Source organism: Streptomyces varsoviensis (assembly GCF_000718635.1).
GTDB lineage: Bacteria > Actinomycetota > Actinomycetes > Streptomycetales > Streptomycetaceae > Streptomyces > Streptomyces varsoviensis.
Window position 1 is genome coordinate 57,237 of the sequence record NZ_JOBF01000005.1, and the last position, 24,259, is coordinate 81,495.

25 protein-coding genes are annotated in these 24,259 nt (G+C 70.9%); 14 read left to right on the top strand and 11 right to left on the bottom strand.

All coding sequences use genetic code 11. The annotated features are described in order from the left end of the window. Positions 1-247: 247 nt before the first annotated feature. Positions 248-2,728, top strand: coding sequence for a helicase-associated domain-containing protein (locus tag IF55_RS10260; protein ID WP_048831836.1), 2,481 nt, complete (start codon positions 248-250; stop codon positions 2,726-2,728). A gap of 55 nt (positions 2,729-2,783) precedes the next feature. Here IF55_RS10260 and IF55_RS10265 read toward each other — a convergent pair whose 3' ends face one another. After that, positions 2,784-3,329 carry a cupin domain-containing protein gene (locus IF55_RS10265; protein ID WP_078644060.1) on the bottom strand — a complete coding sequence of 182 codons (546 nt, stop codon included), beginning with the start codon at positions 3,327-3,329 and terminating at the stop codon, positions 2,784-2,786. A gap of 187 nt (positions 3,330-3,516) precedes the next feature. On the opposite strand from IF55_RS10265, the gene IF55_RS10270 reads away from it, so the two are divergent. Continuing rightward, positions 3,517-4,644, top strand: a complete 1,128-nt coding sequence (locus IF55_RS10270; RefSeq protein WP_157854329.1) for a helix-turn-helix transcriptional regulator — start codon at positions 3,517-3,519, stop codon at positions 4,642-4,644. A 42-nt stretch (positions 4,645-4,686) separates the two neighbouring features. Here IF55_RS10270 and IF55_RS10275 read toward each other — a convergent pair whose 3' ends face one another. From IF55_RS10275 to IF55_RS10285, 4 genes are all read right to left on the bottom strand, one after another. After that, positions 4,687-5,988, bottom strand: coding sequence for a wax ester/triacylglycerol synthase domain-containing protein (locus IF55_RS10275; RefSeq protein WP_030881073.1), 1,302 nt, complete (start codon positions 5,986-5,988; stop codon positions 4,687-4,689). A gap of 425 nt (positions 5,989-6,413) precedes the next feature. Beyond that, positions 6,414-7,268 carry a class I SAM-dependent methyltransferase gene (locus tag IF55_RS10280; protein ID WP_030881075.1) on the bottom strand — a complete coding sequence of 285 codons (855 nt, stop codon included), beginning with the start codon at positions 7,266-7,268 and terminating at the stop codon, positions 6,414-6,416. Between the two features lie 453 nt (positions 7,269-7,721). Next, positions 7,722-7,988, bottom strand: coding sequence for a hypothetical protein (locus tag IF55_RS36975; RefSeq protein WP_078644065.1), 267 nt, complete (start codon positions 7,986-7,988; stop codon positions 7,722-7,724). Positions 7,989-8,100: 112 nt separating this feature from the next. Beyond that, the gene (locus tag IF55_RS10285; RefSeq protein ID WP_106980361.1) at positions 8,101-8,874 is read right to left on the bottom strand and encodes a TetR/AcrR family transcriptional regulator; all 774 of its coding nucleotides are present in this window, start codon (positions 8,872-8,874) and stop codon (positions 8,101-8,103) included. Between the two features lie 230 nt (positions 8,875-9,104). Between IF55_RS10285 and IF55_RS10290 the strand changes: the two genes are divergently transcribed. The 6 genes from IF55_RS10290 (at position 9,105) to IF55_RS10315 (ending at position 16,295) form a co-directional block, all read left to right on the top strand. Further along, positions 9,105-12,143, top strand: a complete 3,039-nt coding sequence (locus tag IF55_RS10290) for a Tn3 family transposase (RefSeq protein ID WP_048831838.1) — start codon at positions 9,105-9,107, stop codon at positions 12,141-12,143. Between the two features lie 22 nt (positions 12,144-12,165). Beyond that, positions 12,166-13,161, top strand: a complete 996-nt coding sequence (locus tag IF55_RS10295) for a RimK family alpha-L-glutamate ligase (RefSeq protein ID WP_051776148.1) — start codon at positions 12,166-12,168, stop codon at positions 13,159-13,161. 434 nt (positions 13,162-13,595) lie between these two features. Next, positions 13,596-14,663 (top strand): tyrosine-type recombinase/integrase, encoded by a 1,068-nt coding sequence (locus tag IF55_RS40495; protein ID WP_030881088.1) that lies wholly within the window; start codon positions 13,596-13,598, stop codon positions 14,661-14,663. Positions 14,664-14,740: 77 nt separating this feature from the next. After that, on the top strand, positions 14,741-15,193 hold the full coding sequence (locus IF55_RS10305) for a nitroreductase/quinone reductase family protein (RefSeq protein ID WP_245661138.1): 453 nt from the start codon (positions 14,741-14,743) through the stop codon (positions 15,191-15,193). A 34-nt stretch (positions 15,194-15,227) separates the two neighbouring features. Beyond that, positions 15,228-15,710, top strand: a complete 483-nt coding sequence (locus tag IF55_RS10310) for a nuclear transport factor 2 family protein (protein WP_048831840.1) — start codon at positions 15,228-15,230, stop codon at positions 15,708-15,710. A gap of 18 nt (positions 15,711-15,728) precedes the next feature. Further along, complete coding sequence (locus IF55_RS10315) at positions 15,729-16,295, top strand: DUF3291 domain-containing protein (protein WP_030881097.1); 567 nt, start codon at positions 15,729-15,731, stop codon at positions 16,293-16,295. Positions 16,296-16,309: 14 nt separating this feature from the next. Here IF55_RS10315 and IF55_RS10320 read toward each other — a convergent pair whose 3' ends face one another. The 3 genes from IF55_RS10320 to IF55_RS10330 all read right to left on the bottom strand — a co-directional run bounded on the left by IF55_RS10320 (position 16,310) and on the right by IF55_RS10330 (position 17,791). After that, the gene (locus tag IF55_RS10320; RefSeq protein ID WP_030881099.1) at positions 16,310-16,534 is read right to left on the bottom strand and encodes a DUF397 domain-containing protein; all 225 of its coding nucleotides are present in this window, start codon (positions 16,532-16,534) and stop codon (positions 16,310-16,312) included. 175 nt (positions 16,535-16,709) lie between these two features. Continuing rightward, positions 16,710-16,922, bottom strand: a complete 213-nt coding sequence (locus tag IF55_RS10325) for a DUF397 domain-containing protein (protein ID WP_030881102.1) — start codon at positions 16,920-16,922, stop codon at positions 16,710-16,712. Beyond that, positions 16,919-17,791: a helix-turn-helix domain-containing protein gene (locus IF55_RS10330; RefSeq protein WP_030881103.1), complete on the bottom strand. Its 873-nt coding sequence runs from the start codon at positions 17,789-17,791 to the stop codon at positions 16,919-16,921. The genes IF55_RS10325 and IF55_RS10330 overlap by 4 nt, the downstream gene beginning before the upstream one ends. A 330-nt stretch (positions 17,792-18,121) precedes the next feature. Between IF55_RS10330 and IF55_RS10335 the strand changes: the two genes are divergently transcribed. Genes IF55_RS10335 through IF55_RS10350 form a run of 4 tightly spaced genes read left to right on the top strand, consistent with a single transcriptional unit; the run spans position 18,122 to position 19,266 of the window. Then, positions 18,122-18,577, top strand: coding sequence for an ATP-binding protein (locus IF55_RS10335; RefSeq protein ID WP_245661139.1), 456 nt, complete (start codon positions 18,122-18,124; stop codon positions 18,575-18,577). Further along, a complete protein-coding gene (locus tag IF55_RS10340; RefSeq protein ID WP_030881109.1) occupies positions 18,561-18,761 on the top strand; it encodes a hypothetical protein in 201 nt (66 codons plus the stop codon). The genes IF55_RS10335 and IF55_RS10340 overlap by 17 nt, the downstream gene beginning before the upstream one ends. Continuing rightward, on the top strand, positions 18,758-19,000 hold the full coding sequence (locus IF55_RS10345; RefSeq protein WP_030881112.1) for a hypothetical protein: 243 nt from the start codon (positions 18,758-18,760) through the stop codon (positions 18,998-19,000). The genes IF55_RS10340 and IF55_RS10345 overlap by 4 nt, the downstream gene beginning before the upstream one ends. After that, the gene (locus tag IF55_RS10350) at positions 18,997-19,266 is read left to right on the top strand and encodes a hypothetical protein (RefSeq protein WP_030881114.1); all 270 of its coding nucleotides are present in this window, start codon (positions 18,997-18,999) and stop codon (positions 19,264-19,266) included. Before IF55_RS10345 ends, IF55_RS10350 begins: the two co-directional genes overlap by 4 nt. A 71-nt stretch (positions 19,267-19,337) precedes the next feature. Here the strand turns inward: IF55_RS10350 and IF55_RS10355 are convergent, their stop codons facing one another. Next, complete coding sequence (locus tag IF55_RS10355) at positions 19,338-20,018, bottom strand: TetR/AcrR family transcriptional regulator (RefSeq protein ID WP_245661140.1); 681 nt, start codon at positions 20,016-20,018, stop codon at positions 19,338-19,340. 173 nt (positions 20,019-20,191) lie between these two features. Between IF55_RS10355 and IF55_RS10360 the strand changes: the two genes are divergently transcribed. Then, on the top strand, positions 20,192-21,046 hold the full coding sequence (locus IF55_RS10360; RefSeq protein ID WP_030881119.1) for an NAD(P)H-binding protein: 855 nt from the start codon (positions 20,192-20,194) through the stop codon (positions 21,044-21,046). A 41-nt stretch (positions 21,047-21,087) separates the two neighbouring features. Here the strand turns inward: IF55_RS10360 and IF55_RS38365 are convergent, their stop codons facing one another. Continuing rightward, positions 21,088-22,101 carry a hypothetical protein gene (locus tag IF55_RS38365; protein ID WP_157854331.1) on the bottom strand — a complete coding sequence of 338 codons (1,014 nt, stop codon included), beginning with the start codon at positions 22,099-22,101 and terminating at the stop codon, positions 21,088-21,090. Between the two features lie 429 nt (positions 22,102-22,530). Beyond that, positions 22,531-23,568 (bottom strand): NmrA family NAD(P)-binding protein, encoded by a 1,038-nt coding sequence (locus tag IF55_RS10370; protein WP_078644080.1) that lies wholly within the window; start codon positions 23,566-23,568, stop codon positions 22,531-22,533. Between the two features lie 101 nt (positions 23,569-23,669). On the opposite strand from IF55_RS10370, the gene IF55_RS10375 reads away from it, so the two are divergent. After that, positions 23,670-24,254, top strand: coding sequence for a TetR/AcrR family transcriptional regulator (locus IF55_RS10375; protein WP_030881127.1), 585 nt, complete (start codon positions 23,670-23,672; stop codon positions 24,252-24,254). Positions 24,255-24,259 lie beyond the last annotated feature (5 nt).

Below are 24,259 nucleotides of genomic sequence, written 5' to 3' on the forward strand. Positions count from 1 at the left end.
GGGGCCGGAACGTGGTCGGAACCTGGTCGGGACGTGTCAGAACCAGGGAGTGCGAAGGTGCGCGCGTGCCACAGGCGACGCTAGCCGAGCGCCACCGTCGCGAACACCCCGTGCGGTCCGTACGAGGGTGCTCCCGGCCACCGCCGCCCCGCTCCCCGCCCGCCAGGGGCCGGAGGCCCGGCCGCGAGCCCCGCCCGCTCAGCGCGAACCCCCGGGCCCGACGGGGTGCTCCGGTACCGTTGGCAGAATGACCACCGCGCGGCACCGGGACCCCGCCCACAGCGCCACACCCCCAGGCGCGCCCCGCACGCTCGCCGAAGAGCTGCGCACCCGCCCCGACGACGGCCTCGCCACGCTGCTGCACGCCCGCCCCGACCTCCTGACGCCCGTGCCCGGCGACCTGACCCAACTGGCCACCCGCGCCGGGACCCGCGCCTCCGTCGTACGGGCGCTGGAGCGCCTGGACCGGTTCGCCCTCCAGACCGCCGAGGCGCTGGCGGTGGCCCCCGACCCCTGCTCGTACGGACGGCTCGCCGCGCTCATGACCGGCGAGGACCCCGGACCGGACGCGGCGGAGACGGCCCGGCGGCTGCCGGAGGCCGTGGCGGCGCTGCGCGCGCGGGCGCTCCTCTGGGGCGCGGACGACCGCCTGCGCCTGGTCCGTACGGCCCGTGAACTGCTGTCGCCGTCCCCCACCAGCCCGTCGCCGACGGGGCTGGGCCCGACCGTGGCCGAGGCGACGTCCGGGATGTCGCCGGGGCGCCTCCAGTCGATCATCGTGGCGGCCGGGCTGCCGCCGACGCACGACCCGGTGTCGGCGGTCGCGGCGCTGACCGAGCTGTTCGAGGACCGTACGCGCATGGCGGCGCTGCTCGGGCAGGCGCCGCCGCAGTCCGCCGAGGTCCTGGACCGGCTGGTGTGGGGCCCGCCGTACGGTTCCGTGACCGCGCGCCCGGCCCCGCACCTCCAGTGGCTGCTCGACCGGGGCGTGCTGCTGCCCGCCGCGCCCGGCAACGTGGTGCTGCCGCGGGAGGCGGCGCTGCACCTGCGCGGCGGGCGGGCGCACCGTGCGCCGGAGCCGACGCCGCCGGAGCTGGTGCCGGCCGCCGAGTACGGCGCGGCGGCGGTGGACGCGTCGGCCGCCGGCCAGGCGTTCACGGCGCTGGCCACGGTCGAGGAACTGCTCAAGGAGTGGGAGACGGGCGCGGGCCCCCTCGTGCTGCGGGCGGGCGGCCTGAGCGTGCGCGACCTCAAGCGGACGGCGGCGGCCCTGGACGCGCCGGAGCCGGTGGCCGCGTTCTGGGCCGAGCTGGCGTACGGGGCGGGGCTGCTGGCCTCGGACGGCGAGGCCGACGAGCGGTACGCGCCGACGCCCGCGTACGACGACTGGCTGGCGCTGCCCGCCGAGGAGCGCTGGCTGCGGCTGGCGACGGCGTGGCTGGCGGGAACCCGCACCGCCGGGCTGGTGGGGACGCGCGACGCGAAGGCCCGTACGCTCGCGGCGCTCGGCCCGGACCTCGACCGCTCCCCGGCGCCGGAGGTACGGGCCCGGGTGCTGCGGCTGCTCGCCCAGGCGCCGGAGGGCACGGCGGTGACCCCGGATTCGCTCCTGGACCGGCTCCGCTGGGAGCGCCCGCCGCGCGGCGGGGCCGCCGCCGCGCAGACGCCGGACCTCCGCTCGCGCCTCGCGCGCTGGACGCTGACGGAGGCGGAACTGCTCGGCGTCACGGGCCGGGGCGCGGCGACGGCGCACGGCCGGGCGCTGCTGGGCCCGGACCCGCGGGAGGCGGCCGAGCGGCTGGCCCCCCTGCTGCCGACCCCGCTCGACCACGTGCTCCTCCAGGCCGACCTGACCGCCGTCGCGCCGGGTCCGCTGGAGCGCCCGCTGGCCGCCATGCTCGGCGTGGTCGCCGACGTGGAGTCGAAGGGCGGGGCCACGGTCTACCGCTTCACGCCCGGTTCGGTCCGGCGGGCCCTGGACGCGGGCCGCACGGCCGCCGACCTCCAGTCGTTCCTCGCGGAGCACTCCCGGACGCCGGTGCCGCAGCCGCTGGCGTATCTGATCGACGATGTGGCCCGTAAGCACGGCCGGCTGCGGGTCGGCGCGGCCTCCGCCTATCTGCGCTGCGACGACGACGCGCTGCTCGCCGAGATCCTGGCCGACCGCCGCTCCGCGAACCTGCGGCTGCGCCGCCTCGCCCCCACGGTCCTGGCCGCGCAGGCCGCCCCGGACGCGCTCCTGGAGGGGCTGCGGGCCATGGGGTACGCGCCGGCCGCCGAGTCCGCTGAGGGCGACGTCGTGGTCGCCCGCGCCGACGCGCACCGCACCCCGGCCCGTACCGCGCCCACGCCCGTACCGGACGGCCCGCCCGTACCGGACGAGACGCTGCTGGCCGCGGCCGTACGCGCCATCAGGGCCGGAGACCTCGCGGCCACCGCCGAGCGCAAACCGCCCCAGACCCCCGCCGCGCCGCCCCCGGCCGACGGCCGCCTCCCCCGCACCACCTCCGCCGAAACCCTCGCCACCATGCAGGCCGCCGCCCTCACCGGCTCCGCCGTCTGGATCGGCTACGTCAACGCCGACGGCGCGGCCAGCCAGCGCGTCATCGCGCCGGTACGGGTGGAGGGCGGCTTCGTGACGGCGTACGACCACACGGCCGACGAGGTCCGTACGTACCCGCTGCACCGCATCACGGGCGTGGCGGAACTGGCGGACGACCCGGCCTGAGGCGCGGGAGCCGGCGGTTTGTGATCGTCGTCGGCGGTCGTGGTCGGCGGCGGGCTCACATCGTCTGTTCGAGCCGCTGCCCGTCGATCAGGATGGGCTCGGACTCGATCATCGAGACGACGAACCGGCACGGGGTGTCCTGGCTCGGGTTGCGCCAGAGGTGGTTGGTGCCGCGCTGGACGGCGACATCACCGGGGCGCAGCCGTACGACGCTGCCGCCGTCCAGTTCCAGCTCCAGTTCGCCGGAGAGCATGGCGATGTAGTCGATGGACAGGGTCCGGTGCATGAGCGAGGTGAACCCGGGGCCCAGCTCCGTCACCCGCAGCACCGACCCCCCGGAGAGCGTCGCGCCGGACGGCCGGTCGCCGCCCACCAGGTCGCCGGCGTTGTCCGCCGGGACGGCGCCGGTCGTCCAGAGGACGGCGCTCCTGGCGTCCCACTCGGAGGCGCCGGGGAAGTCGGCCATCGGGACCTGGTCGTCCGTGTGCACGACCGCCTTGCCGTCGGCGTCGTGCGTGGTGACCACGCGTCGGATCGTGTCGCGAACGTCGCTCGTCTCGCTGTTCGCGCTCGTCTCGCTGGTCGCGTTCGTCTCGCTCATCGTCGCTCTCTGCTTTCTGGTCCGTGCCGGCGCGGTTCGTCGCGAAGCCCGCCGCGAAGGCGCCGACCGGTGGTGTGACCTGCGGTTTCGTCGCTTTCGACAGTAGGAAACGGAAGACCGGGGCGCCATACCAGAAACCTGGTATCCGGGCTCGGGGCGCCGCGGGGCGTGCCGTAGCCTTGCGGCCATGGCTGGGCACATATCCGACAGAGCGGTCGACGCGATCGCCGGCCTGGCGAGGGAGCCGCGGGACCCGGTGTCCTTCTGGCGGGCGTGCACCGCCGTCGTCGCCGATGTGATCCCCCACTACAAGTCGCCCTGCTGGCTCACCGTGGACCCGGAGTCCCTGCTGGTCACCGGCCACTTCCACGAGGAGTTGCGAGCGGTGCCGCCGGACTGGCTCGCCACCGGCTACGCGGACGACGGCGCCGGGCGCGGCCTGGGCATGCTGAAGTCCGGTACGGGCGTGACCACGCTGCACGAGGCGACGGGCGGCGACCCGACGCACAGCCCCCGCTGGCACGTCAACATGCGCATCGGCGCCCATCAGGAGATGCTCACGCGCCTGGGGCTGCCGACGGGCGAGGTATGGGGCGCGCTCGGGCTCTACCGCGAGCAGGGCACCGAGATGTTCACGGACGCCGACAAGGGCTTCCTGGCGGCCGCGGCACCGTATCTGGCCGAGGGCACCCGGCGCGCCGTACTGCTGGGGCAGGCGTCGGCGGCGAGTCCGCCGGACGCGCCCGCCATGGTCGTGCTGTCCGAGGGGTGGGAGATCCGTTCCCGCACGCCCGGCATCGAGTACTGGCTCGCCGACCTGCCCGGCGGGGACCCGGGCGCGGGGCAGTTGCCCTCCGCGCTGGCGGCGGTGGCGGCCCACGCCCTGCACAAGGCGCGTACGCCCCAGTCCCGGGACGGCAGCGGGCCGGCGCGGGCGCGCGTGATGGGGCGCAGCGGGAACTGGGCCGTCGTGCACGGTTCGCCCCTCGAATCGTCCCTCGACTCGCCCTTCGACTCGTCCCTCGGATCGTCCCTCGGATCGTCCCTGGACGAAGGCGGCGAGCGGCGCGTCGCGGTCATCGTCGAACGGGCACGCCCCCAGGAGCTCTTCCCGATCCTGATGTCGGCCTACGAACTCACGCCCCGCGAGCGGGACATCACGCGCCTGGTGCTGGACGCGGCGACGACCGCCGAGATCGCCCAGTCCCTGTTCATCTCGCCGCACACGGTGCAGCAGCACCTCAAGAACATCTTCGCCAAGACGGGCGTACGCAGCAGGCGGGCCCTGGTCGGCAAGGTCTTCTCCCACGCCTGAGCGGGGCGGGCGCGCGTGCCGTCCCGCTCAGGCCGCAGGAACTCACCGACGGATACGGGGAGTTGGCGGGGGCAGCGTCGGCGGCAGGGGGCTGCGGGCCGTGGCGGCCTGTTCGTGGACGATCCGCTGCCAGTGCTGGTGGGCCTTGTCCATGCCGGGGAGGGCCGGGTCGCTGACGAAGACGGCCGAGGCCCGTTCCTGATAGGTGATCAGGAGGACGGAGAGGGGGACTCCGGGCGGCAGGGCGGTCACGCCGTCCACCGCGTGCACGGGGTCGTCGCGCCACCGCAGGGGGTTGCGGAGCACGAAGTTGGAGCACAGCACGGCGGCCCGTTCCGGGCTGAGGAAGGCGCGCGCCGACAGGTCCATGAGCCGTGGCGGCAGGCTGCGGACCAGCCGCTGCGAGCCCCGGACGAGTCGCCGCACCGCCGCCCGGCGGGCCGGGGACTTCAGCGGCGCGGTGCCCCGGAGCGTGGCGGCGAAGACCTGTTCGGGGGAGGCTTCCTGGCCCGGCAGCATCAGCCGGCCGCTCACGACGTGGTTCCCCAGGATGTCGGCCTCGCCGGGGCTCCGGAGGTTGACGGCTACGTTCATGGGGACGCCGCGCCCGTACGCGTGTGGGGCGTACTCGGCGAGCCACGCGCCCGTGACCCGTGCGAGCGCCGCGATGTAGGCGTCATTGCAGGTGCCGCCGTAGGGGCGGGCTCCGTCGCGCAGCGCGTCGCGGGGCACGTCGGCCCAGGCGTAGGCGCGCTTGGCCGAGAACGGGTGGTCCGGATGGGGCCAGACCCCGGACTTGGCGGTGGCACCGGCGAGGAGGCGGGCCGCCACGACCGCGTGCCGGGCCGTCCCGCCGGGGCTCCCCTCCAGGCCGCGCGCCACGGCGGAGGACCGCTCGGGCGGCAGCGCCCCGGGGCCGAACAGCGCCTCCACGGCGTGGGCGACCCCGCCCATGTCCAGCACGCCATGGCTGACGCGGTAGACGAGCGCGTAACGGCCGGGCGCGTAGCCGTACAACAGCGTCATGTCCCACGGCGGCCCGCCCCGCGGGAACTCGGCATCCGCGAGACCGCTCACCGCGTCCTCCACCGCGCCACCGCCCGGCAGCTCCAGCCCCCGCACATGCGCGGCCAGATCCAGCGGCAACCGCGCCCAACGGGGGCCCCGGCCACGGTCGTTGCCGTTGCCATTGCCATTGCCGCTGCCGATGGCCCCGCCGATGGCCGCCGAGAGGGCGGGAATGCAGCGCGCCCGCTCGGCGATATGGGCCCGCAACTCGGGCAGGCTCAACGGTTCGCCGGTGAAGTGGAGAACTATCCCGATCTTCAGTATCTGCGTGTGCATGACGCAGTCCAGTGGAGAAGGACGGTGGTGATCGCGGCTGCCCAACAGACCCATCAGACCCTTCTTCCCGCGCCTCTTCCCGCGCCCGGGGGCACCGAGGACCTGGCGCCGTTTGGGTCATTTCCACGGATGATCGCCGTGAAACAGCTCTTTTACGGGAGAAGTCGGATTCGTCATCAGAATCACCCCGAGGAGTCGCCCCAACATCACACAGCCCGGCCCGCAGCCAGCCCCACCCCTGGCCACCACGGAGCACAGCAAGTCCCATCCCTGGCCACCACGAGCACTGCTCCGCCGGAGTGGTGGGCGGGCTTGGGGCGCGCTGTTCGCACCTACACCCGGCCGGCGGCCCACGGCGACCTCCAAGCTCCGCTCTTGGGAGCAGCCTGTCGGGCCCACAGCCGCCAGATCGATTGGCGGATCAGCTACCGGGCTGGAGCCGCCTGGCGGGTGGGGACGCTCGCGCGGGCGAGGACGGACAACTCGAACGGGCGGAGCGCGTCGGTACGTTCCCACTCTGCGGGGTCGATCATCTCGCGTTGCCGGGCGTACTCGATCGGCTGGAGCCGGTGCTCAAGCAGGAGGGCGTCCATCTGCTCGATGCTGAGGAACGTGCGCCAGGGCTCGCCCTGCTCGGCCGCCGCCGCCATGACCAGCTCCGCATACGACTGACCTGCCTCGTCGCGGAGTCCGGCGGGGAGGAGGTGCTCCACGATGAGCTCTGTGCCGGGCGCGAAGCCGCTGATGACGGCCAGAGTCTGCCTGATCGCCTGCGAGGTCAGGTACATCGTGACCCCGAGCCAGCCGACGAGCGAGGGGCGACCCGGGTCGAAGCCGGCCCGGACGAGGTGATCGGTAAGTGACCGGGCGGACTCCTTCTCGAAGTCGACCGGGACGAAGAAAGCGGACGGTGGCACCGTCGTCCCCGTCTCGGCCAGCAGCGCCCGCTTCCAGTGCTGGGTCGCCGGCTCGTCCACCTCGAACACCCGGACGGCGTCGGCAAGTTCCGACCGATAGGCGAAGGAGTCCAGCCCCGCACCGAGGAGCACGTACTGGTCGACGCCCCGCCCGGCCAGCTCGGCCAGTCGGTCCTCGACGTAACGGCTACGGGTAACGGCCGTCGTCCGCGCACCGGACAGGACCGGGTGCCCGCCATAGGACCGGTGGTAGCCGAGGAGTTCTTCAGCACGCTCACCGAGGAAGGTCTGCGCCAGGGTGTCGGTGAAGATCGGGGGACTCTCGTCGACGAGGAGGTGCGCCGCGCGTGCCGCGGCCGACATGAGAGCTGTCTGGCTGGGTTGACCCTTGTTCATCATGATGGCGGACATTAACCCAACAATTTGACAGAATATCACAAAAGCAAAACTTTCGGAAGGGCTTCCGAGTCCTGTTTTGGTAACGAATGCGACCTCCGCAAGAAGGCCAACGACCAAATGTCGCCCGGTCAATTACGGGACGACCTACGGGGCAGAACCACTAGCTTCACCCCGCCCTGGAGCCCCCTTTAGACGCCGTCGTTGCATTTAGCGCCGACGGGCAGCGTTCGGGCGCGAAGACTGCGGAGCGTCTGGTCCCGGACAGGCTATGGGAGCTGTTTCAGCGGGTGGTGCCAATGGCGGCGCCAGTGCGTCCGTACGGCGGCGGTGGTGCCGGTGGCGGCGCCAGTGCGTCCGTACGGCGGCGGCCGACAGCGTTACGGAGAACGGTAGGCACTGACCGCGGTCTTGTTCGGGTCAACGCCATTCGGGAGGCAAGTCGGCCATCTGCTTCAGCAGGTCCCAACCTTCCGGCTTGTCCTCTGGGTGAAACCACGGCGCACCCTGGCCTATCCAGTACCCCCGCAGCTCACGCACGCCTTCCAGCAGGTTGTCATTGAGGCCGGACTGGGCTGCGCACGCACGGCAGATCACGCTGCAGGCGCATCCGTTCACCCATCGAGGTTCGCCTTCGTCATATCCGCAGACCCGGCAGATGGTCTCGATCTCGTCTTCCATGCTCATCTCGGCAGAAATCTATTGGCAGGCACCAAACGCAACAACGCGTTGACGCGCGCATATGGGAGCCGTCGAATGCGGCCCGGAAGAAGCCCGGGGCGGGCGGCAGGCCGTACGTTCACCGGCGGTCCGGGTGGTTGGCGCCCCGGTGGCCGGCGTCCGGGGCCGGTGCGGCGGCAGGGTTCCGGGCAGCGGCAGGGTTCCGGGCGGCGGCAGGGCCCCGGGCGGCGACAGGGGCCCGGGTGGCGACAGGGCTCGGTACGGCGTCCGTGGGGAGCGGATCGCGGTGGTCGGTGCGCAGGCCGTCGAGGGAGACGCGGAGCAGCCTGTTCCACATCTGGGGGCGGCACTGGTCGGTGAGATGGACGGCGTGTCCCAGTGAGACCAGCAGGAGCAGCAGGTCGTCGGTGGTCACGTCGGGACGCAGCAGCCCGGCGGCCGCGGCGCGGGCGCACAGTTCGTCGATGACGAGGCGAAGCTGCTGGATGCCCTCCAGGTTGGGGGACGACCAGGTCAGCGCGAAGTTCTCCATGATCGCGCATTGGCGTGCGTACCCGGTCAGGGCCTGCTCGTAGAACTCGGTCAGCGCCGCCCAGGGGTCCTCGGCGTCGATCGCCGCGCGGCGCGCGGACTCCGCCCATTCGGTGAATTCGTTGCGCAGGACCGTCTGGACGAGATCTTCCTTCTTCGGGAAGTGCCGGTAGAGGGTGCCCATACCCACCCCGCTACGGCGCGCGATCTCCCGTACGTCCACCGCGGTGCCCTGCGCGGCCAGCACTTCGGAGGCCGCCTCGATGATCGCCTCGCGGTTGCGGATCGCGTCCACGCGCGGCGCACGGCGCCGGGCGGTCTGCTCCGGCCGTTCGGCCACTGCTCGTTCAGCCTCTGCCATGCGGCCGAGCATATCGGCCTTATCCGGAGCACGCGCTCCACCTCGTGCTACTTTGTGGAGCACCTGCTCCGCTTAGCGAAGGAGACGCCATGCCAGACCCCTCGGGGTGCCGGTAAGAACGCTGTCACCAGCCGCAAACGGCGGTGATCTTGCGAGGGTGTCACTCGTGTGGGTGAGTCCGAGGCCGTACGGCTGCGGCGGGTGAAGCTCTGCGAGGACGATCGTCGACCGTGGCCCGTACTCCGCTGGACCTGGATGAACTCGTCGAACACTGGACGCTCTTGAAGGACGAGCAGGCGCTCGTGTCCGGCAAGCGTGGTGCGACGCGCCTGGGCTTCGCCGTGCTGCTGAAGTTCTATACGCAGTACGGCCGGTTTCCCCGGGGCCGCGCCGAGTTGGCGGGTGAGGCGGTGGAGTTCATCGCCCGGCAGGTGCAGGTACCCGCCTCGGAGCTGGGCTTCTACGACTGGACGGGCCGCACGGTCGAGTACCACCGCGCGCAGATCCGGGAGCACCTCGGGTTCCGTGAGTGCAGCGTCGCGGATGCGGAGAAGCTGACGGCGTATCTGGCCGAGCACGTCGCGCACAAGGAACGCAGGCCCGAGCAGGTCCGGGTGGAACTGCTGGCCCGCTGCCGCACGGAGAGCATCGAGCCGCCCACGGCGGGCCGGTGCGACCGCATTGTGGGGGCCGCTCTGCGGGCGGCTGAGGAGTCGCTGACGGCCCTGATCTCCTCTCGGCTGACCGTGGAGAGCGTGGAGCGGATCGTGGCGCTGGTGGCCGGCGGCGTCGACCAGGACGATGCCGGACCCGGGGGTGGCGGTACGGAGGGCGAGGACGCGCCGCCGGTGCTGGCGAAGGTGAAGGAAGCGCCGGGCAACGTGAGCCTGGAGACGATGCTGACCGAGATCGACAAGCTCCTGGCGGTGCGGGCGATCGGCCTGCCACGGGATCTGTTCATCGACGTCGCGCCGAAGGTGGTGGCTGGCTGGCGGGCGCGGGCCGCGGTGGAGTCGCCTTCCCACCTGCGGACGCACCCGGTGCCGCTGCGGGTCACCTTGCTGGCCGCGCTGCTGCACGAGCGGGAGCGGGAGATCACCGACACGCTGGTGGAGCTGCTGATCTCCACGGTGCACCGGATCGGTGCGCGGGCGGAGAGGAAGGTCACCGAGCAGCTCATCAACGCGTTCAAGAAGGTGTCGGGCAAGGAGAACATCCTCTTCAAGCTCGCCGAGGCGTCGCTCGGCACCCCGGAGGGAACCGTGCGGCAGGTCGTGTTCCCGGCGGTGTCCGGGGGCGAGGCGACGCTGCGGGAGCTGGTGCACGAGTTCAAGACCCGAGGGCCGGTCTACCGGCGCACGGTGCAGACCACGTTGAAGGCGTCGTACACCAATCACTACCGGCGCGGGCTGATCAGGCTGCTGGACGTGCTGGAGTTCCGTTCCTCCAACCACACACACCGGCCGGTGATCGAGGCGTTGGCGCTGGTGGCGCGGTACGCGAGCGCGGGGAACACCACGTACTACCCGCTGGGCGAGACGGTGCCGGTCCACAAGGCGATGGGCGGGGACTGGGCGGAGGTCGTGCACCGCACCGACAAGCGGGGCCGACGCCGGGTGGTGCGCATGGTCTACGAGGTCGTCGCCTTCCAGGCCCTGCGCGATCAGCTCAAGTGCAAGGAGATCTGGGTGGTCGGCGCCGACAAGTGGCGCAACCCGGACGAGGACCTGCCGTCCGACTTCGAGGCCCGGCGGGCGGAGAACTATCGGGAGCTGCGCAAGCCGCTGGACGCCGCGGTGTTCGTCGACGAGCTGCGGGGGCAGATGACGGCCGAGCTGACCCTGCTCAACGACCAGATGCCGAAGCTGTCCTGGCTGGACATTGCCGAGCGGAAGTCGGGGGCGATCCGGCTTACGGCGGCCGAGGCCCAGCCCGAGCCGCGCAACCTGCGCAGGGTCAAGGCCGAGGTGCAGAGGCGTTGGGGCATCGTGCCGCTCGTCGACATGCTGAAGGAAGCGGTGCTGCGGACCGGCTGCCTGGACGCGGTCACCTCTGTCTCGGGCGGCGGCAGCCTCGCGCCTGAGGTGCTGGCCGAACGCCTGCTGCTGGTGATCTACGCGTACGGCACGAACACCGGGATCAAGGCCGTGGCGTCCGGCGGCCACGGCCACACCGAGGATGAACTGCGCTACGTGCGCCGCCGCTACCTGTCGGCGGAGGCCGCCCGCGCCATCGCCGTCCAGATCGCGAACGCCACCTTTGCCGCCCGCAGCACCGAGTTGTGGGGTCAGGGCTCGACCGCGGTCGCCTCCGACTCCACGCACGTGCGTGCCTACGACCAGAACCTGTTCACGGAGTGGCACTCGCGCTACGGCGGCCGTGGGGTGCTCATCTACTGGCACGTGGAGAAGAAGTCGCTGGCCATCCACTCTCAGCTGATCAACTGCACCGCGTCCGAGGTCGCCGCGATGATCGAGGGCGCGATGCGGCACGGCACCACCATGGACGTGGAGGCCAACTACACAGACAGCCATGGCCAGTCGGAAATCGGGTTCGGCGTCACGAGGCTGCTGAACTTCGACCTGCTGCCGAGGATCAAGCGGATCAACAAGGTGAAGCTGTACCGGCCGGTGGCCGGCGAACCGGACGCCTACCCGCAGCTGACCCCGGCACTGACCCGTCCAATCCGCTGGGAACTCATCGCCCAGCAGTACGACCAGATGATCAAGTACGCCACCGCGATCCGGACCCGTACCGCGTCCACCGAGGCGATCCTGCGCCGCTTCACCCGCAACGCCTCCCACCCCACCTACGCGGCGATGCTGGAGGTCGGCCGCGCCCAGAAAACCATCTTCGTGGCCCGCTACCTGCGGCTACGGGATCTCCAGCGGGACATCGAGGAGGGCCTGAACGTGATGGAGTCCTCCAACGGCGCGAACTCCGTGATCGCCTACGGCAAGGGCGGTGAGATCGCCTCGAACCGGCGCGACGAGCAGGAGATGTTCGTGCTGTGCCTGCGGATTCTGCAATCGGCCCTGGTCTACGTGAACACCCTCATGCTCCAGGACATCCTCGGCGAACCGGAGTGGGCCGACCTCCTCACGCGAGCCGACCGGCGCGGCCTGACCCCGCTGTTCTGGTCCCATGTCCGGCCCTACGGCGAGGTAAATCTCGACATGGGCGCGCGCCTCGACCTTGCCGCGGCAACCATTCCCCGCCCCCGGGCCCCTGCCGACAGGGCCGAGCGAGCAACCGTGGCGGACGAATGAACTCGGGCTGGACCGCAAAACCATGTTCAACCAGCTCAAGAAGTCAGCCCAGTGGGGCGATCTGTTCGAAGGAGGAATGCGCGTGTCGGTTAATGACTGTGGTGCCGAGTCCGTATGGCTGGTGTTCGGACCCGGGCTCGACCAGAACCGGACGTCGGAGGAGTTGAAGGATGGCTTCCGTGCCCGGTTCGGGAAGGCGTGCGAGATGGTGCGCATGCAGGACCTGTTCCTGGGAGTCATTGCGGGGCGGCTGTCCCTGTTCGACGGCCAGGGCCGGGAACTCGCCGCGCCGCGGGTGGCCTACGCGCGGCTGTCGACGCCGGTACTGTCCCTAGAGCGGGAGATCACACTGCTCCGGCACCTGGAGGCCATGGGCACCGTTCTGGTGAACCCGATCTCCTCGGTACTCAGCTGCGCCAACAAGTTCTGGCATCTGCAGGACCTGGCCGCTGCCGGAATCCCGGTTCCTGACACCCGCACTCATCTGGACGCCACGCTGGAGTCGCTGGTCGCGAGCGGCATGCCCGAGCCGTGCGTGGTCAAGGCCGTACGTGGCCACCGCGGCAAGCAGGTCTTCCTAGCCCCCGACGCCGCTATGCTCCAGGGCGTCATGGGCAGTCTGCGCACCGAGGTTCCTTATCTCATGCAGGACTATATTGCTTCCTCCCACGGCCGGTCCTTGCGAGTGGTGGTCGTGGACGGGCGGGCAGTGGCGGCGCAGTCACATCGGGCCACCGGCGGGCGCATGGTCTCGAACCTGGCCCAGGGTGCAGAGGTCACCGTCTGCCCAGGCCAGTACCCTCGCGGCGAGGAACTGGCGATCGAGGCAGCGCGGATCCTGGGCATTAGAGTTGCCGGCGTCGACCTGATGTTCCTGCCCAGCGGTGAGTTCCTGGTCTGCGAAGTCAACCCCAACGTCACCTGGAACGCCGACCTCACCACAGTCACCCCCGCCATCGTCACCGCCTGCAACGAACTGCTGCAGACGGGGGCAGCAATGCAACCCGATTCGGTCTGACGCCCCCTGCCGCAGCTCACGCCCGCATACCCGGAGAGGCCGACCTGTACCTGAACACCGTTGTCCGGTCTCAACCAAGGTGACCCACGATCACGGCCTGACCTGCGGTGGTTCAGGTTGAGTGAGACGTTCCGTACGGCGGCGTCTCACTCAACCTGAACCACCACCGCGAACTCTGAAACCGGCGCGGGCCGAGGGCCTGCGACGTCTCAACCGACCTGGGCCATCAAGGGCAGATGGTCCGGATCGACTGCGACTGGCCCACGTTCAGCGAGACCGGACAACCGTGCCGTCAGGGTGGGATGCCGCAGTAAATGCCGGATTTACTGCGGCAGGGCCTCTACGGTGATCATCGCGACCTGCGGCGGGGCATCCCGGCCGCCGGGGCGAGGTGTACGCATTTACTGCGACAGAGCCGGAGGGGCGGGACAGGTATGACGATCGAACCGGCGACCGAACTCGGGAGCGGGGGCGTACTGCGTGTGCCGCGCGCCCGGGTGGTGCCTCTGTCCGCCCCGCCCTCGTCGTACACCGCGGCGGTCGAGCGGTACCTCACCGGAGCGGGCATCGCGAAGTCCTCCGCACGGATCTACCGGATCTCGCTCACGACGTGGGGGTGGATGCTCGCCGGCGAACCGGCGCCGACCGGACCCGCCCGCCGCGGCGCGAAGCCGCCCGTCTTCCCCGTGGCCGCGATCGACGACCCGGCACTGCCTGAGGTCTTGGCCGAGCTGGCGGCGGCGCGGGCCGACGAGATGGACGCCGACACCGTCAACCGGGAGCTGTCCATCGCGCGTAAGGCGATCGGCTGGTGGCAGCGCCAGGGCTGGATCGAACGCGATCCGACGATCGGCATCGAGCGGCGGCCGGCCCCGCCCGACCGCACCAAGGCCCTGGCCGAGAACCAGGTCGCCGCCCTGTGGCGCCTGGACGTCGAGCTCAGAGAGAAGACGTTCTGGAAGCTCCTCTACGAAAGTGCCGCACGGGCAGATGAGGTGCTGTGCCTGAACGTGGAAGACCTGTACCCGCAGGACAAACGCGGGAAGATCACCGCCAAGGGCGGGGCGACCGAATGGATTCACTGGCAGTCCGGCACCGCCCAGCTCCTGCCCCGCCTCATCGCCCGCCGCACCCGCGGCCCACTGTTCCTCACCGACCGCAAGGCCCCTGCCGGAACGCCGACCCTCGACGTCTGTCCGGAGACGAGTCGGGCCCGGCTCTCCTACCGCCGGGCCGAGGAGATCTTCGAGGAGAACACCCGGCTGCTGGCCAACCCCCTCGCCTCACCCGAGGACATCGAGGACCTGGACGGGTGGACGCTCCACCGCCTACGGCACAGTGCCCTGACGCACGACGCGGAGGACGGCACCTCGACCCCGATGCTGCTGGCCCGCTCCCGCCACGCCTCCGTCCGCTCCCTGGAGCGCTACGCCCGTCCCGGCGTCGACTCGGTCGCCCGACACGTCGCCGAACGCGACCCCGCCGCACGTCGCCGGACGTGACCCTCGTCGTTTGCGGCTGGTGACAGCGTTCTTACCGGCACCCCATCATCGCCGAATTCCGAGCGAACGGCGGCTACGTGCCCTGGAGCAGCGAAGAGGAATTCGCCGCGGGCCGCCCCGTCCCGCCCCGGTTCCCCGGATTCGACGAGCGAGGAATGCCGCTCATCCTGGTACACCACACCGGGGCCAGGACCGGGCGCGAGCGAATCAACCCGTTGTTCTACCAGCCGGTCGACAACGGGTGGGCCGTCTTCGGAACCCACGGCGGCAGCCCGCGCCACCCCGTCTGGTACGGGAATCTCATGGCGAACCCGCACGTCACCGTCGAGGTGGGCACGGAGAAAGTCCCGGCCCTCGCGCGGCTCGCGGAAGGCGCGGAGCGTGAGCGGCTCTGGGCCAAGGAGATAGCGCTCGTACCCAAGTTCGCCGAATTCGAGGCGGCATCGGGCCGGCAGGTCCCCGTCGTCGTACTGGAGCGCACCCACGGGCAAGCCGGCGAAATGCACCGGGCCACAACACCAAAGTGTTGATACGCGCTCTTCCACCCCGAAGGAGAGAACCGCAATGGGCACTACTTCCGTGGAATCCGGTCCCGTCCGAGAGCTCCTTGACCGGGCCGCCATCACCGAGCTGATATACACCGTCGCGCGCGCCATGAACGCCCGCGACTGGGATCTCCTCGCGACCTGTTACGCCCCGGAAGCCGTAGGCGACTGCAGCAACGCCACCGCCGACGGACGCGAGGCGATCATCGCGGGGGCCAAGGCGTTCCTCGACCCCTTCGACGCCACCCAACACCTCGTGGGCAATGTTCAGATCACCGTCGATGCCGACACCCGCCCCGGCACCGCCACCGCGCACGCCACCTTCATCGCCCAGCACGTACGCGCGGAAGCCACCGGCGGCGGGCACTACATCCTCGGTGGCGACTACGACGACAACCTCCGCCGTACGGACGAGGGCTGGAAAATCACCAGGCGCCGAATCCGAGGAACTTGGGGCGACGGCGACTCCTCGGTGCTGTCCCTACCCGTACCCGTCGCCTGACGAGGCAGGGAGCAGAACATGTCCCATCTCGCTCTGTACACGTTCGGCACCCTGAAGGCGCCTCTCACCGACCCCGGTCCCCTTACGCGCGAATTCCACGTATCCAGCGAGGGCGCTGACCGGGAAATCCGCCGCCACCCCGGCTACATCGCTCAAGCCGAACCGGCTGACGCCGACAACAGCCAGGGAACCCTGTTCGATCAGGACTGGGGCGAATGGGGAGAGTTCACCGCCCCCGCCTGGTACGAGAAGGGCCGCACCGCGGAAACCACCGCCATGATCGCGACCCTCTCCCTCTGGACCGACCTGAACTCCGCCTTCGACGCCGTCTACACCGGCCCGCACCGCACCGCCCTCAACAGGCGTTACGACTGGTTCGAAAGGGATCAGCACCCGGGCTACGTCTTCTGGTGGGTCCTCGACGGCACGGTACCCACCTGGCAAGACGGAGTCACCAGACTGGAACACCTCCACGCCCACGGCTCCGCCCCCGACGCCTTCACCTTCCACCACGCATTCGCCCCATCCGGAACACCGACCAAGCTACGGCCCGGCCTTCACCGCGCCAGCAACCAACACCCGTAGCCGTCAAGCCGCGCCTACCGGCCGCGCCATACGTCCCCGAACTCCCCGCGCTTCACGGCACGCACGAACTCCGCCCACACCGCCGTGGGGAACACGAACGCGCCCAGGCCGCGTTCCTTGCTGTCTCCCACAGCAACCAGGCCTTCGTCAGTGACTTGGGTTTCTATGCAGGTAGGGCCTTGGTCCGCGCTGTAAGAGGACTTCTTCCATCGACCCTTGGGAAGGCCGGATCGGGTCATAGGACGGCTCCTCACCACTCGTCGAAGTCTCGTGCGCCCGGCGAGATCAACTCAAGGGATCGCTGGAGCGTTCCGTGGCGGCACGTGCCCAAGCGGCCGAAGCAAGGTGCGGCCCTCACCGCCGCGCGTCGCGGGCTTGGCGGCATCGGTCGGCCGCCCCTCAAATGGCAGCTCGCTATATGTCGCGGAAGTTGCCGTGCTTCACGGCACGCACAAAGTCTCCCCATGCCGCAGGCGGAAGGACGAGCGCGCCCAAGCCGCGCTTCTTGCTATCCCCCACGGCGATCAAGCCGTCAGCCGTGCACTGCGTCTCAATGCAATCGGATTGCTGTGAGCCGCTGTAGGAGGACTTGGTCCAGTTCTGCTCGGGGAGGCTGTGGCGTATCACGAAGGGTTCCTCTCAAGTTCTTGCACGACCGATGAGATCAATTCCATGGATTTCTCTGGCGACAGCGCTGCTGACCTCAGCGCGTCAAACGTCTCTCGGTACCTGGAGACCGTGGCGTCCTCTTGCAGGAAGAGCGTGCCATCCAGATATTCGACATAGACGATGTCGAGGTCCATGGGGTCGGGGTACGTGAAGAGCACGAACGCGCTCCCGACGTTGACAAAGGGGCCTCGGAAGGGGATGACCTGGACGGTAATGCCGGAAGCTTCGTTCATGTGCATGAGGTGCCGGAGCTGGCCGGCCATTACTTCGGGTCCACCGACTACTTGACGTACGACCCCTTCCGTCACGTAACACTGGTACTGCGGAGGTTCTTTCCGCCGAAACACCCCCTGGCGCTCAACGCGCAAGGAGACGTAGAAATCGATCTCCTCTGCCGAAAGTTGCTCACCGCATCCCCCAATGATCGCAGCGGCGTACTCCTCGGTCTGAAGGAGCCCCGGAACGACCAGCGGCTGGAAAGCCGCGATCCGCACGGTGTCGGACTCCAGTGAAAGCAACTCCTTGAGGCCCGGCCCCAACGCGTCAGCGTGCTGCCGCCACCAACTGCGCTGTCGGCCCTGAGCCGACAGCGCGATCAGCCGCTTCCGGAGCTTGTCCTGCTCCGGGACGCCGTAGAGGTCGAGCAGCGTTTCCAGTTCAAGCCGCGAGCCGCGGTAGCTCCCCGTCTCGATTCTGCTGATCTTGGAATTGTCGCCGTGAAGCTTGCGTGCAGCTTGCTCCACGGACACGTCCGCGCTCTCTCTGAGCGCCCTCAGTTCCGCGCCCAACCTGCGGCGACGTGCTGTACGGAGTGTCGGCTGACTCACGGTGCTCTCCCCCTCGCTGGCCGGTGAATGCCCGCCGCACAGTACGGCACCTCCCAGCATCCTCCTCGGTCGTCGATAGCGAATCACCCCTAAGGGTGTAGTTCCGAGATTTGGCAGCCAACAACTTGCAGAAAAGCCGGACTTGGACCCATCGTATGAGCGTCGCGCCAGAGCAACCGGAGGACGGTTCGCCGGTGCGGCAGAGAAGCACCAACCACCGTGCCAAGTCACGGAGTTGGCGCTCACCACGGGGCCCCGAAACGGCGCACAGCCGACAACGTCAGGGCCACCAACCCCTCGGCAGTGAGGCGGCAGCCAGTCATGGCGACGATGAACACAGACGCATCGGCGGTACGGGCGAATCTCGTGCGGGAGATACAGAGTTGGGGGCTGGAGTACGCGCCGCAGCGGCTGCCGCTCGTCAGGGAGATGGTGGCGGACCAGATGCGCCGCTGGGGGCTGGAAGGGCGCGTCGAAGACGCACGGCTCGTCGCGACGGAACTCGTGGGCAATGTCAGACACACGGGCGACAAGCACTTCCGGCTGACCATGCGCCGGCGCCCCGAGGCGATCATGATCGAGGTGCGGGACTTCTCGTCGGTGCTGGTGAACTTCCCTGAACCGGCAACGGACTTGACCGCACTGGGCGACCTGCGCGAACTGGCCGAGCACGGGCGGGGGTTGAGCTGTGTGCGGAGCTTCGCGGACGGCGTCGGGGTGCGGCCCGTACGGAACGGCAAGATCGTCTGGGCGAAGCTGAGGTACCCGCATGCGTGCCGGCCGTAGCGGCAGCGCGCCGCTCAGGCCCGTAACGGTGGCGGCGCGGACCGTGGTGGGCCCGCGGGGCCGCCCCGGCGGGCGGCTGGTCGAACTCGACGGCCGCGTACCGCTGAACCTCGACGACAGCGCGCCGTACGAGGCCAAGCGCGCCCGGCGCGCCCGGCGCGCCCAGAGAGGCCCGAACCGGTGACCGCCGAGGTCATGAGCGAGCCGGAGGAATCCGAGAACCCGCTGCCCGACGCGGGAACGCACTGCTACATGTGCCGCCGCGCCCTCCCCGAAGAGGACAGAGCCCTCCAGGGGGCCGTCATCCTCGGCAAGGGGTGCGAGGTGCCGGTGTGCTGGTGCCAGAAGTGCATGGAAGTGCTCTTGGCGCACCACCGGCAACAGCCAACCCACCGGCAGCGCCCCCACGGTCGTACGTCATGACGCCGGAAGCCCTCTGGGCGCAGGCGTCCTGGACGGAGGGGTACTGCCACCGGTGCGGCGGCGAGAGCGTGGTCGCCGACACCGGCGAGGAGACGGGCCCCTGGGGCGAACGGTCCACCCTCTACGCCTGCCCCATCTGCTACTTCGCGATCTGGCAGATCCTCTGGGGACACCCCATCCTCGACCACAGCCCTGGGGCTGGGCTCGGAGCCGGTTCCAGAGCTACCACCACGGTCGCCGGCCTGACTTCCGTTCCTCTCCCCTGACCCCGGCCCGACCAGTAGGGCCAGCCTCCAGCCCCCCTGCGAAGCGCCGGGCATCCCGCGATGCCCGGCGCTCAGGGCCGTCCGGAGGCCGAGGCGCGGATGCCGTCCAGGAGGTACGTGGTGCGGCGGTCGTAGGCGTCCCGGGGAGGCAGTTCGCCGTGCTTGAGGGCGAGGGCGGTGTCGATGACGAGCGCGTGAAGGTCGTCCGCGGTGAACTCCGGCCGTAGCACGCCGCAGGTCCGCGCCGTCGCGATGATCTCTTCGTTGGCGTCGCTTCCGACCCGGCAGATCTCCATGAGCTGCCGCGAGTCCGGATACGTCTGGAGCAGCACGTCGTTGACGGCGGGCTGGCGGTACTGGAGGTCGCGGAGGGCGGTGAGGTAGTACGCGATCCGCTCGCCGCTGTCGCCGATGGTCCGCGCGCGGTCGATGACGGCGAACAGTTCCGCCGCGACGACCTCTTCGATGACGGCCTCGATGAGGCCGATCCGGCCGCCGAACCGGTTGAAGATCGTCGCCTTGCTCACCCCGGCCGCCTTGGCGACCTCCTCCAGCGGCACCGTCAGGCCCCGCCCCTGGAAGGCGCCGATCGCGGCGGAGCGGATCTGCTCGGAATTGCGCCGGGCGTCGGCACGCAGCCGGGCCTCGGCACGCGGTTCAGCGTCAGCGCGCGGTTCAGCGTCAGCGCGCAGCCGGGTGTCAGCGCGCGGCCGGGATTCCGCGGACACCGCGTCCGCCATGGTCTCCACCACCTCTTCCACCTCTTCCTGACCTCTCCCCGCCACGTGCGGCATAACTTGACTCGCGGAGTCAGCTTACCTACCGTCGACAGCGAAAGAGAAGCTGACCCATCTGGTCAACTTATGGTCCGCCCACCTCCGAAACGGTCACCGTGGGCGCATAGGAGCAGAAAGAGGCCGAGAAAATGATCGTTGTGACCGGCGCCACCGGCGGGCTGGGCGGCACCACCGTCGAGCACCTCCTCAAGCGCGTACCCGCCGACCAGATCGCCGTCAGCGTCCGCGACACCGCCAAGGCGCGGCACCTCGCCGACCGGGGCGTGCGCGTGCGGCAGGGCTCGTACGAGGACCCGGCCGCGCTGCGCGACTCCTTCGCCGGCGCCGACCAGGTCCTTCTGGTATCCGGCAACGACCCCGCCGCCGACATCGTCGGCCTGCACCGCAACGCCATCGAGGCGGCCGTGGCGGCCGGCGCCCGGCGCATCCTCTATACGAGCCAGCACGGCGCCGCCCCGGGCAACCCGTACGGGCCGTCGGACTTCCACATCGCCACCGAGGCGATCCTCGCCGACTCCGGAGTCGCCTGGACCGCGCTGCGCAACGCCGCCTACGGCCCGCTCGGCCAGGTGCTCGGCCCCTGGCAGCAGACCGGCGAGATCGCGCAGCCGCAGGACGGCCCCGTTCCGTACACCGACCGCGCCGACATCGCCGAGGCCACCGCCATCATCCTCGCCGGCACCCGCTCCTACGACGGCCCCGTCGACCTCACCGCGCCGACCGCCGTCACGTTCGACGACTTCGCCGAGATCGCCTCCGACCTCACCGGCCGCACCATCAAGCGCACCGTCGTGGACGACGACCAGTGGGTCGCCGCCCAGCTCGCGAACGGCTGGCCGGAGCAACTGGCCCGACTGATGTTCACCTGGTACCAGGCCGCCCGCGCCGGCTACTTCGCCGAAGCGAGCCCCCTGCTGACCGAACTCCTCGGCCGCGCCCCCCGCACCGTCGCCGACCGACTCGCAGCCGACCTCGACACCTGAGGCACTGCTCCCGGGCCGAAGACGACTCACGTCACGCCACCTCACGCGGTGGACAGGCTCCACGCCCCGGCCGAGCGCACCTGGTAGTAGCCGCGGCCCGGCCACTGGAACGGGTACTCCCCGGCACCGCTGCCCTCGGCGACCGTCACCCGGTAGACGAGCCGGTCGTCCAGGGCCTCCAACTGGATCACGCTCGGCCCCTCGTACCGCAGCACACCCCGGCCCGGCTCCCCCCGGTAGTGCACGACATCGGAGCCGGCGCCGTTGATCTCGCCGTGGAAGCGCGGGGCTTCGCGCAGCGGGGCCGGGCCCGCCGTCCACGACCCCCCGCCACCAGCGGCGAACACCTGGAAGGCCACCGCCTTCGCCGCCCCGGAGGGCAGCGGAACCCGGGCGACCACGGGGGCGCCGCCGCCCGTCAAGCGATAGAGGCGCGAGGAACGCCCCGCCCCGTCCTCGAAACGCAGATTGACCAGGGCCCGCTCATGCGTCGAGAAGACCATGAGGGCCGGCCGGTACGTCGGCATGGCGAGCCGATGCGTCACCGCGCCACCGCTCCCCTCCCCGCTGACCTGCGGCTGAGGGGCGCTCAGCGGAGCCGCCTCCGGGAACTTGGCCGCAGGCGCCCGTACGCCGGAGAGCAGCGGCTTGTTGCCGGACTCCGGCGCCGGCCGCGGAGCGATCCGGCCCGGCCCCGACGCCGGCCGGGTACCCGATCCCGGACGCGGGCTCGGCCTCGGGCTCGGGCTCGTTCGCGGGCGCTCCGCCAGGCGCACCGCGTCCGCCGCGCAGACGGCGATGTCGCGGGCAGTCCCCCCGGGCGGCGCCCACCTCACCAGGCGGACGGCCCGCCCGTGCCGGTCGTCGAAGAAGCACGACGGCATCCGCTCGGGCAGCGGCTCGTCGGCGAGCAGGGCATCCAGGCAGGCCAGCGCGTATCTGCCGTCATCCAGGGCGCGCAGGACGTCGAGTGCGCCCGCCCGGCTCCGGCCGCCGTCGGCGTTCCGCCTCGCCTGCTCGTACGCGTCGAGGGCGCGCGCCAACTCGGCACGCATCGCGTCCGTGGCACCGGGCTGGCCGGGGCTGAAGGGATGAGCGTTCAGGGCCTCGCCAAAAGCGGTGATCTCGGCCTCGGTCTCCGCATCGGCCTCCGCCTCCCTCTCGCCCCCGGCCCCGACCTCGGCCGACGCTGACTCGTCTCGTCCGCGCCCCGGCCGCAACCGGCGGAGCCCCCCGCCCTCACCCCTCCGCATGGCGGTCATCATGCCGTACGTATGCCGTACGTACGTGCGTGCGTACGCATGACTCCGTCGGCGTCGGCCCACCACGGCCCTCACCCACGCCCCCCGTACGGGCCGGGCCGCCCAGCCCCTCCGGCCCGTACGAGACGAGGGGCGCCTCGTCCGTACAAGGCGAGGGCGCCCCCGTCCGTACGAGGCGAGGGGCGCCCCTGGCTCGTACGGGACTCACGCCGACAGCGCGCGTCAGGCGTCGGCTCGCATGTGCTCACGGGCCCAGTCCTCGAAGGTGGTGAGGGGAAGGCCGAGGGCCTTGGCGTACTGGGGACGGGCGGGCTGGCCGGCGGCGTTGAGCCACTTGTGGGAGGCGCCCATAGGGGGCATGCCGGCGGCGACGGCCTGTTCGTCGGTCATGTCGGGGACGGGCAGCGGCGTGTCCAGGACGCGGGAGAGGGTCTGGGCGATCTCCGTCATCGACAGGTAGTCGCTCGCCAGCTCCAGCTCCACGCCGTGGAACCGTTCCGGTGCGGTGATGGCCGCTGCGGCGGCCTGGCCGATGTCCTCGACGGCGGTCAGGGAGAGCCGGGTCTGGGGGTCGAGGATGGTGACCAGGCCGCCTTCGATGCCGCGGGGGAAGAGGTACCGCATGGAGGGCAGGAAGTTCTCCATGAAGAACCCGGGCTTGAGCAGGGTCCAGTGCTCGAAGCCCGCCGTGCGGACCCGGTCCTGGATCGCGGTCTTGGCGCCCATGACCGGTTCCATCCAGGCCCACTCGCCCTCGGCCCAGCCAGGGGTCTCGGTGTGCCGGCCCGCGCCGCTCACGGACGTGTGCACGAACTGCGTCACTCCGGCGGCCTTCGCGCCCTCGATGAGGTTGGTGCCCTGGGTTATCTCCCCTGCGAAGTCGGGGCCGTCCGCGTTCATGCCGGGCATCTGCACGGAGAAGACGGCGCGGGCGCCGGCGGCGGCGCGGACCACGGAGTCGCGGTCCTGGAGGTCGCCGGTGACGAGTTCGGCGCCGAGTGCCGCGACGGCCTTGGCCCGGTCGGTGGCGGGGTCGCGTACCAGGGCGCGGACGGGTACGCCCGCCGCGAGCAGGGCACGGGCGGTCGCGCCGCCCTGCCTGCCGGTGGCGCCGGTGACCAGCACGGGCGCGGATGCGGAGGGGAACCCAGATGGGGATGCGGGCGCGGACGCGGGTACGGACGCGGACGCGGGTACGGACGCGGACGCGGGTACGGACGCGGACGCGGATACGGGCGCGGATGCGGGTTCTGTGGACATGACGCTCCTCGGGCGCTCACACACTAAACGGCGGGGCCCGCCGTTTCTCTTCCCGTACGATATGGCGGGCCCCGCCACTTAGCAAACACGGAGGTGACGCCATGCCCGGCCACCAGCGCGCCGACGCCCGGCGCAACTACGCGCGCATCCTCGCCGTCGCCGAGGAGGAGGTCGCCGCGCACGGCGCCGACGCCTCCCTGGAACAGATCGCCCGCACCGCCGAGGTGGGCTCGGCGACCGTGCGCCGACACTTCCCCAGCCGCCAGGCCCTGCTGATCGCGGTCTCCCAGAAACGCATCGAGGCCCTGTGCGCCCGCGCCCGCGACCTGACCGGTGCGGGCGACAGCCGCGACTCCCTCCTGGAGTGGCTGAGCGAACTCGTCACCTACTGCGTCTCCGCCCGCGGGCTGGCGGCGGCCCTGAGCTACGACGGCGCCAGCCCCGACAGCGTGCACGAGAACACCTGTTCCGCCGTGCTGGAGGAGGCGGCGGGCCCGCTGCTCGACCGCGCCGCGCGGGACGGCGCGGTGGCGCCGGGCGTCACCGTCGCGGACCTGATCGCGCTGGCCGTCGGCATCACCCTCGGCACGGAGCACCACCCCGACCCCGGCGCCCAGGCGGAACGCCTCTTCCGGCTGGCCGTAGCGGGGTTCAGCCCGAGGCGGAGCCGGGCCGAGGAGGGCTGAAACAG

Excerpts from the sequence above, each read along its gene's own strand:
- IF55_RS10295 (WP_051776148.1), top strand. The coding sequence starts at position 12,166 with ATGTTCAACCAGCTCAAGAAGTCAGCCCAGTGGGGCGATCTGTTCGAA.
- IF55_RS10315 (WP_030881097.1), top strand. The coding sequence starts at position 15,729 with ATGTCCCATCTCGCTCTGTACACGTTCGGCACCCTGAAGGCGCCTCTC.
- IF55_RS10370 (WP_078644080.1), bottom strand. The coding sequence starts at position 23,568 with ATGTCCACAGAACCCGCATCCGCGCCCGTATCCGCGTCCGCGTCCGTA.
- IF55_RS36975 (WP_078644065.1), bottom strand. The coding sequence starts at position 7,988 with ATGAGCATGGAAGACGAGATCGAGACCATCTGCCGGGTCTGCGGATAT.
- IF55_RS10375 (WP_030881127.1), top strand. The coding sequence starts at position 23,670 with ATGCCCGGCCACCAGCGCGCCGACGCCCGGCGCAACTACGCGCGCATC.
- IF55_RS10275 (WP_030881073.1), bottom strand. The coding sequence starts at position 5,988 with ATGCACACGCAGATACTGAAGATCGGGATAGTTCTCCACTTCACCGGC.
- IF55_RS10340 (WP_030881109.1), top strand. The coding sequence starts at position 18,561 with ATGCGTGCCGGCCGTAGCGGCAGCGCGCCGCTCAGGCCCGTAACGGTG.
- IF55_RS10265 (WP_078644060.1), bottom strand. The coding sequence starts at position 3,329 with ATGAGCGAGACGAACGCGACCAGCGAGACGAGCGCGAACAGCGAGACG.
- IF55_RS10280 (WP_030881075.1), bottom strand. The coding sequence starts at position 7,268 with ATGTCGGCCGCGGCACGCGCGGCGCACCTCCTCGTCGACGAGAGTCCC.
- IF55_RS38365 (WP_157854331.1), bottom strand. The coding sequence starts at position 22,101 with ATGCGTGCCGAGTTGGCGCGCGCCCTCGACGCGTACGAGCAGGCGAGG.
- IF55_RS10260 (WP_048831836.1), top strand. The coding sequence starts at position 248 with ATGACCACCGCGCGGCACCGGGACCCCGCCCACAGCGCCACACCCCCA.
- IF55_RS10310 (WP_048831840.1), top strand. The coding sequence starts at position 15,228 with ATGGGCACTACTTCCGTGGAATCCGGTCCCGTCCGAGAGCTCCTTGAC.
- IF55_RS40495 (WP_030881088.1), top strand. The coding sequence starts at position 13,596 with ATGACGATCGAACCGGCGACCGAACTCGGGAGCGGGGGCGTACTGCGT.
- IF55_RS10285 (WP_106980361.1), bottom strand. The coding sequence starts at position 8,874 with ATGGCAGAGGCTGAACGAGCAGTGGCCGAACGGCCGGAGCAGACCGCC.
- IF55_RS10360 (WP_030881119.1), top strand. The coding sequence starts at position 20,192 with ATGATCGTTGTGACCGGCGCCACCGGCGGGCTGGGCGGCACCACCGTC.
- IF55_RS10320 (WP_030881099.1), bottom strand. The coding sequence starts at position 16,534 with ATGACCCGATCCGGCCTTCCCAAGGGTCGATGGAAGAAGTCCTCTTAC.
- IF55_RS10350 (WP_030881114.1), top strand. The coding sequence starts at position 18,997 with ATGACGCCGGAAGCCCTCTGGGCGCAGGCGTCCTGGACGGAGGGGTAC.
- IF55_RS10270 (WP_157854329.1), top strand. The coding sequence starts at position 3,517 with ATGGCTGGGCACATATCCGACAGAGCGGTCGACGCGATCGCCGGCCTG.
- IF55_RS10335 (WP_245661139.1), top strand. The coding sequence starts at position 18,122 with ATGAACACAGACGCATCGGCGGTACGGGCGAATCTCGTGCGGGAGATA.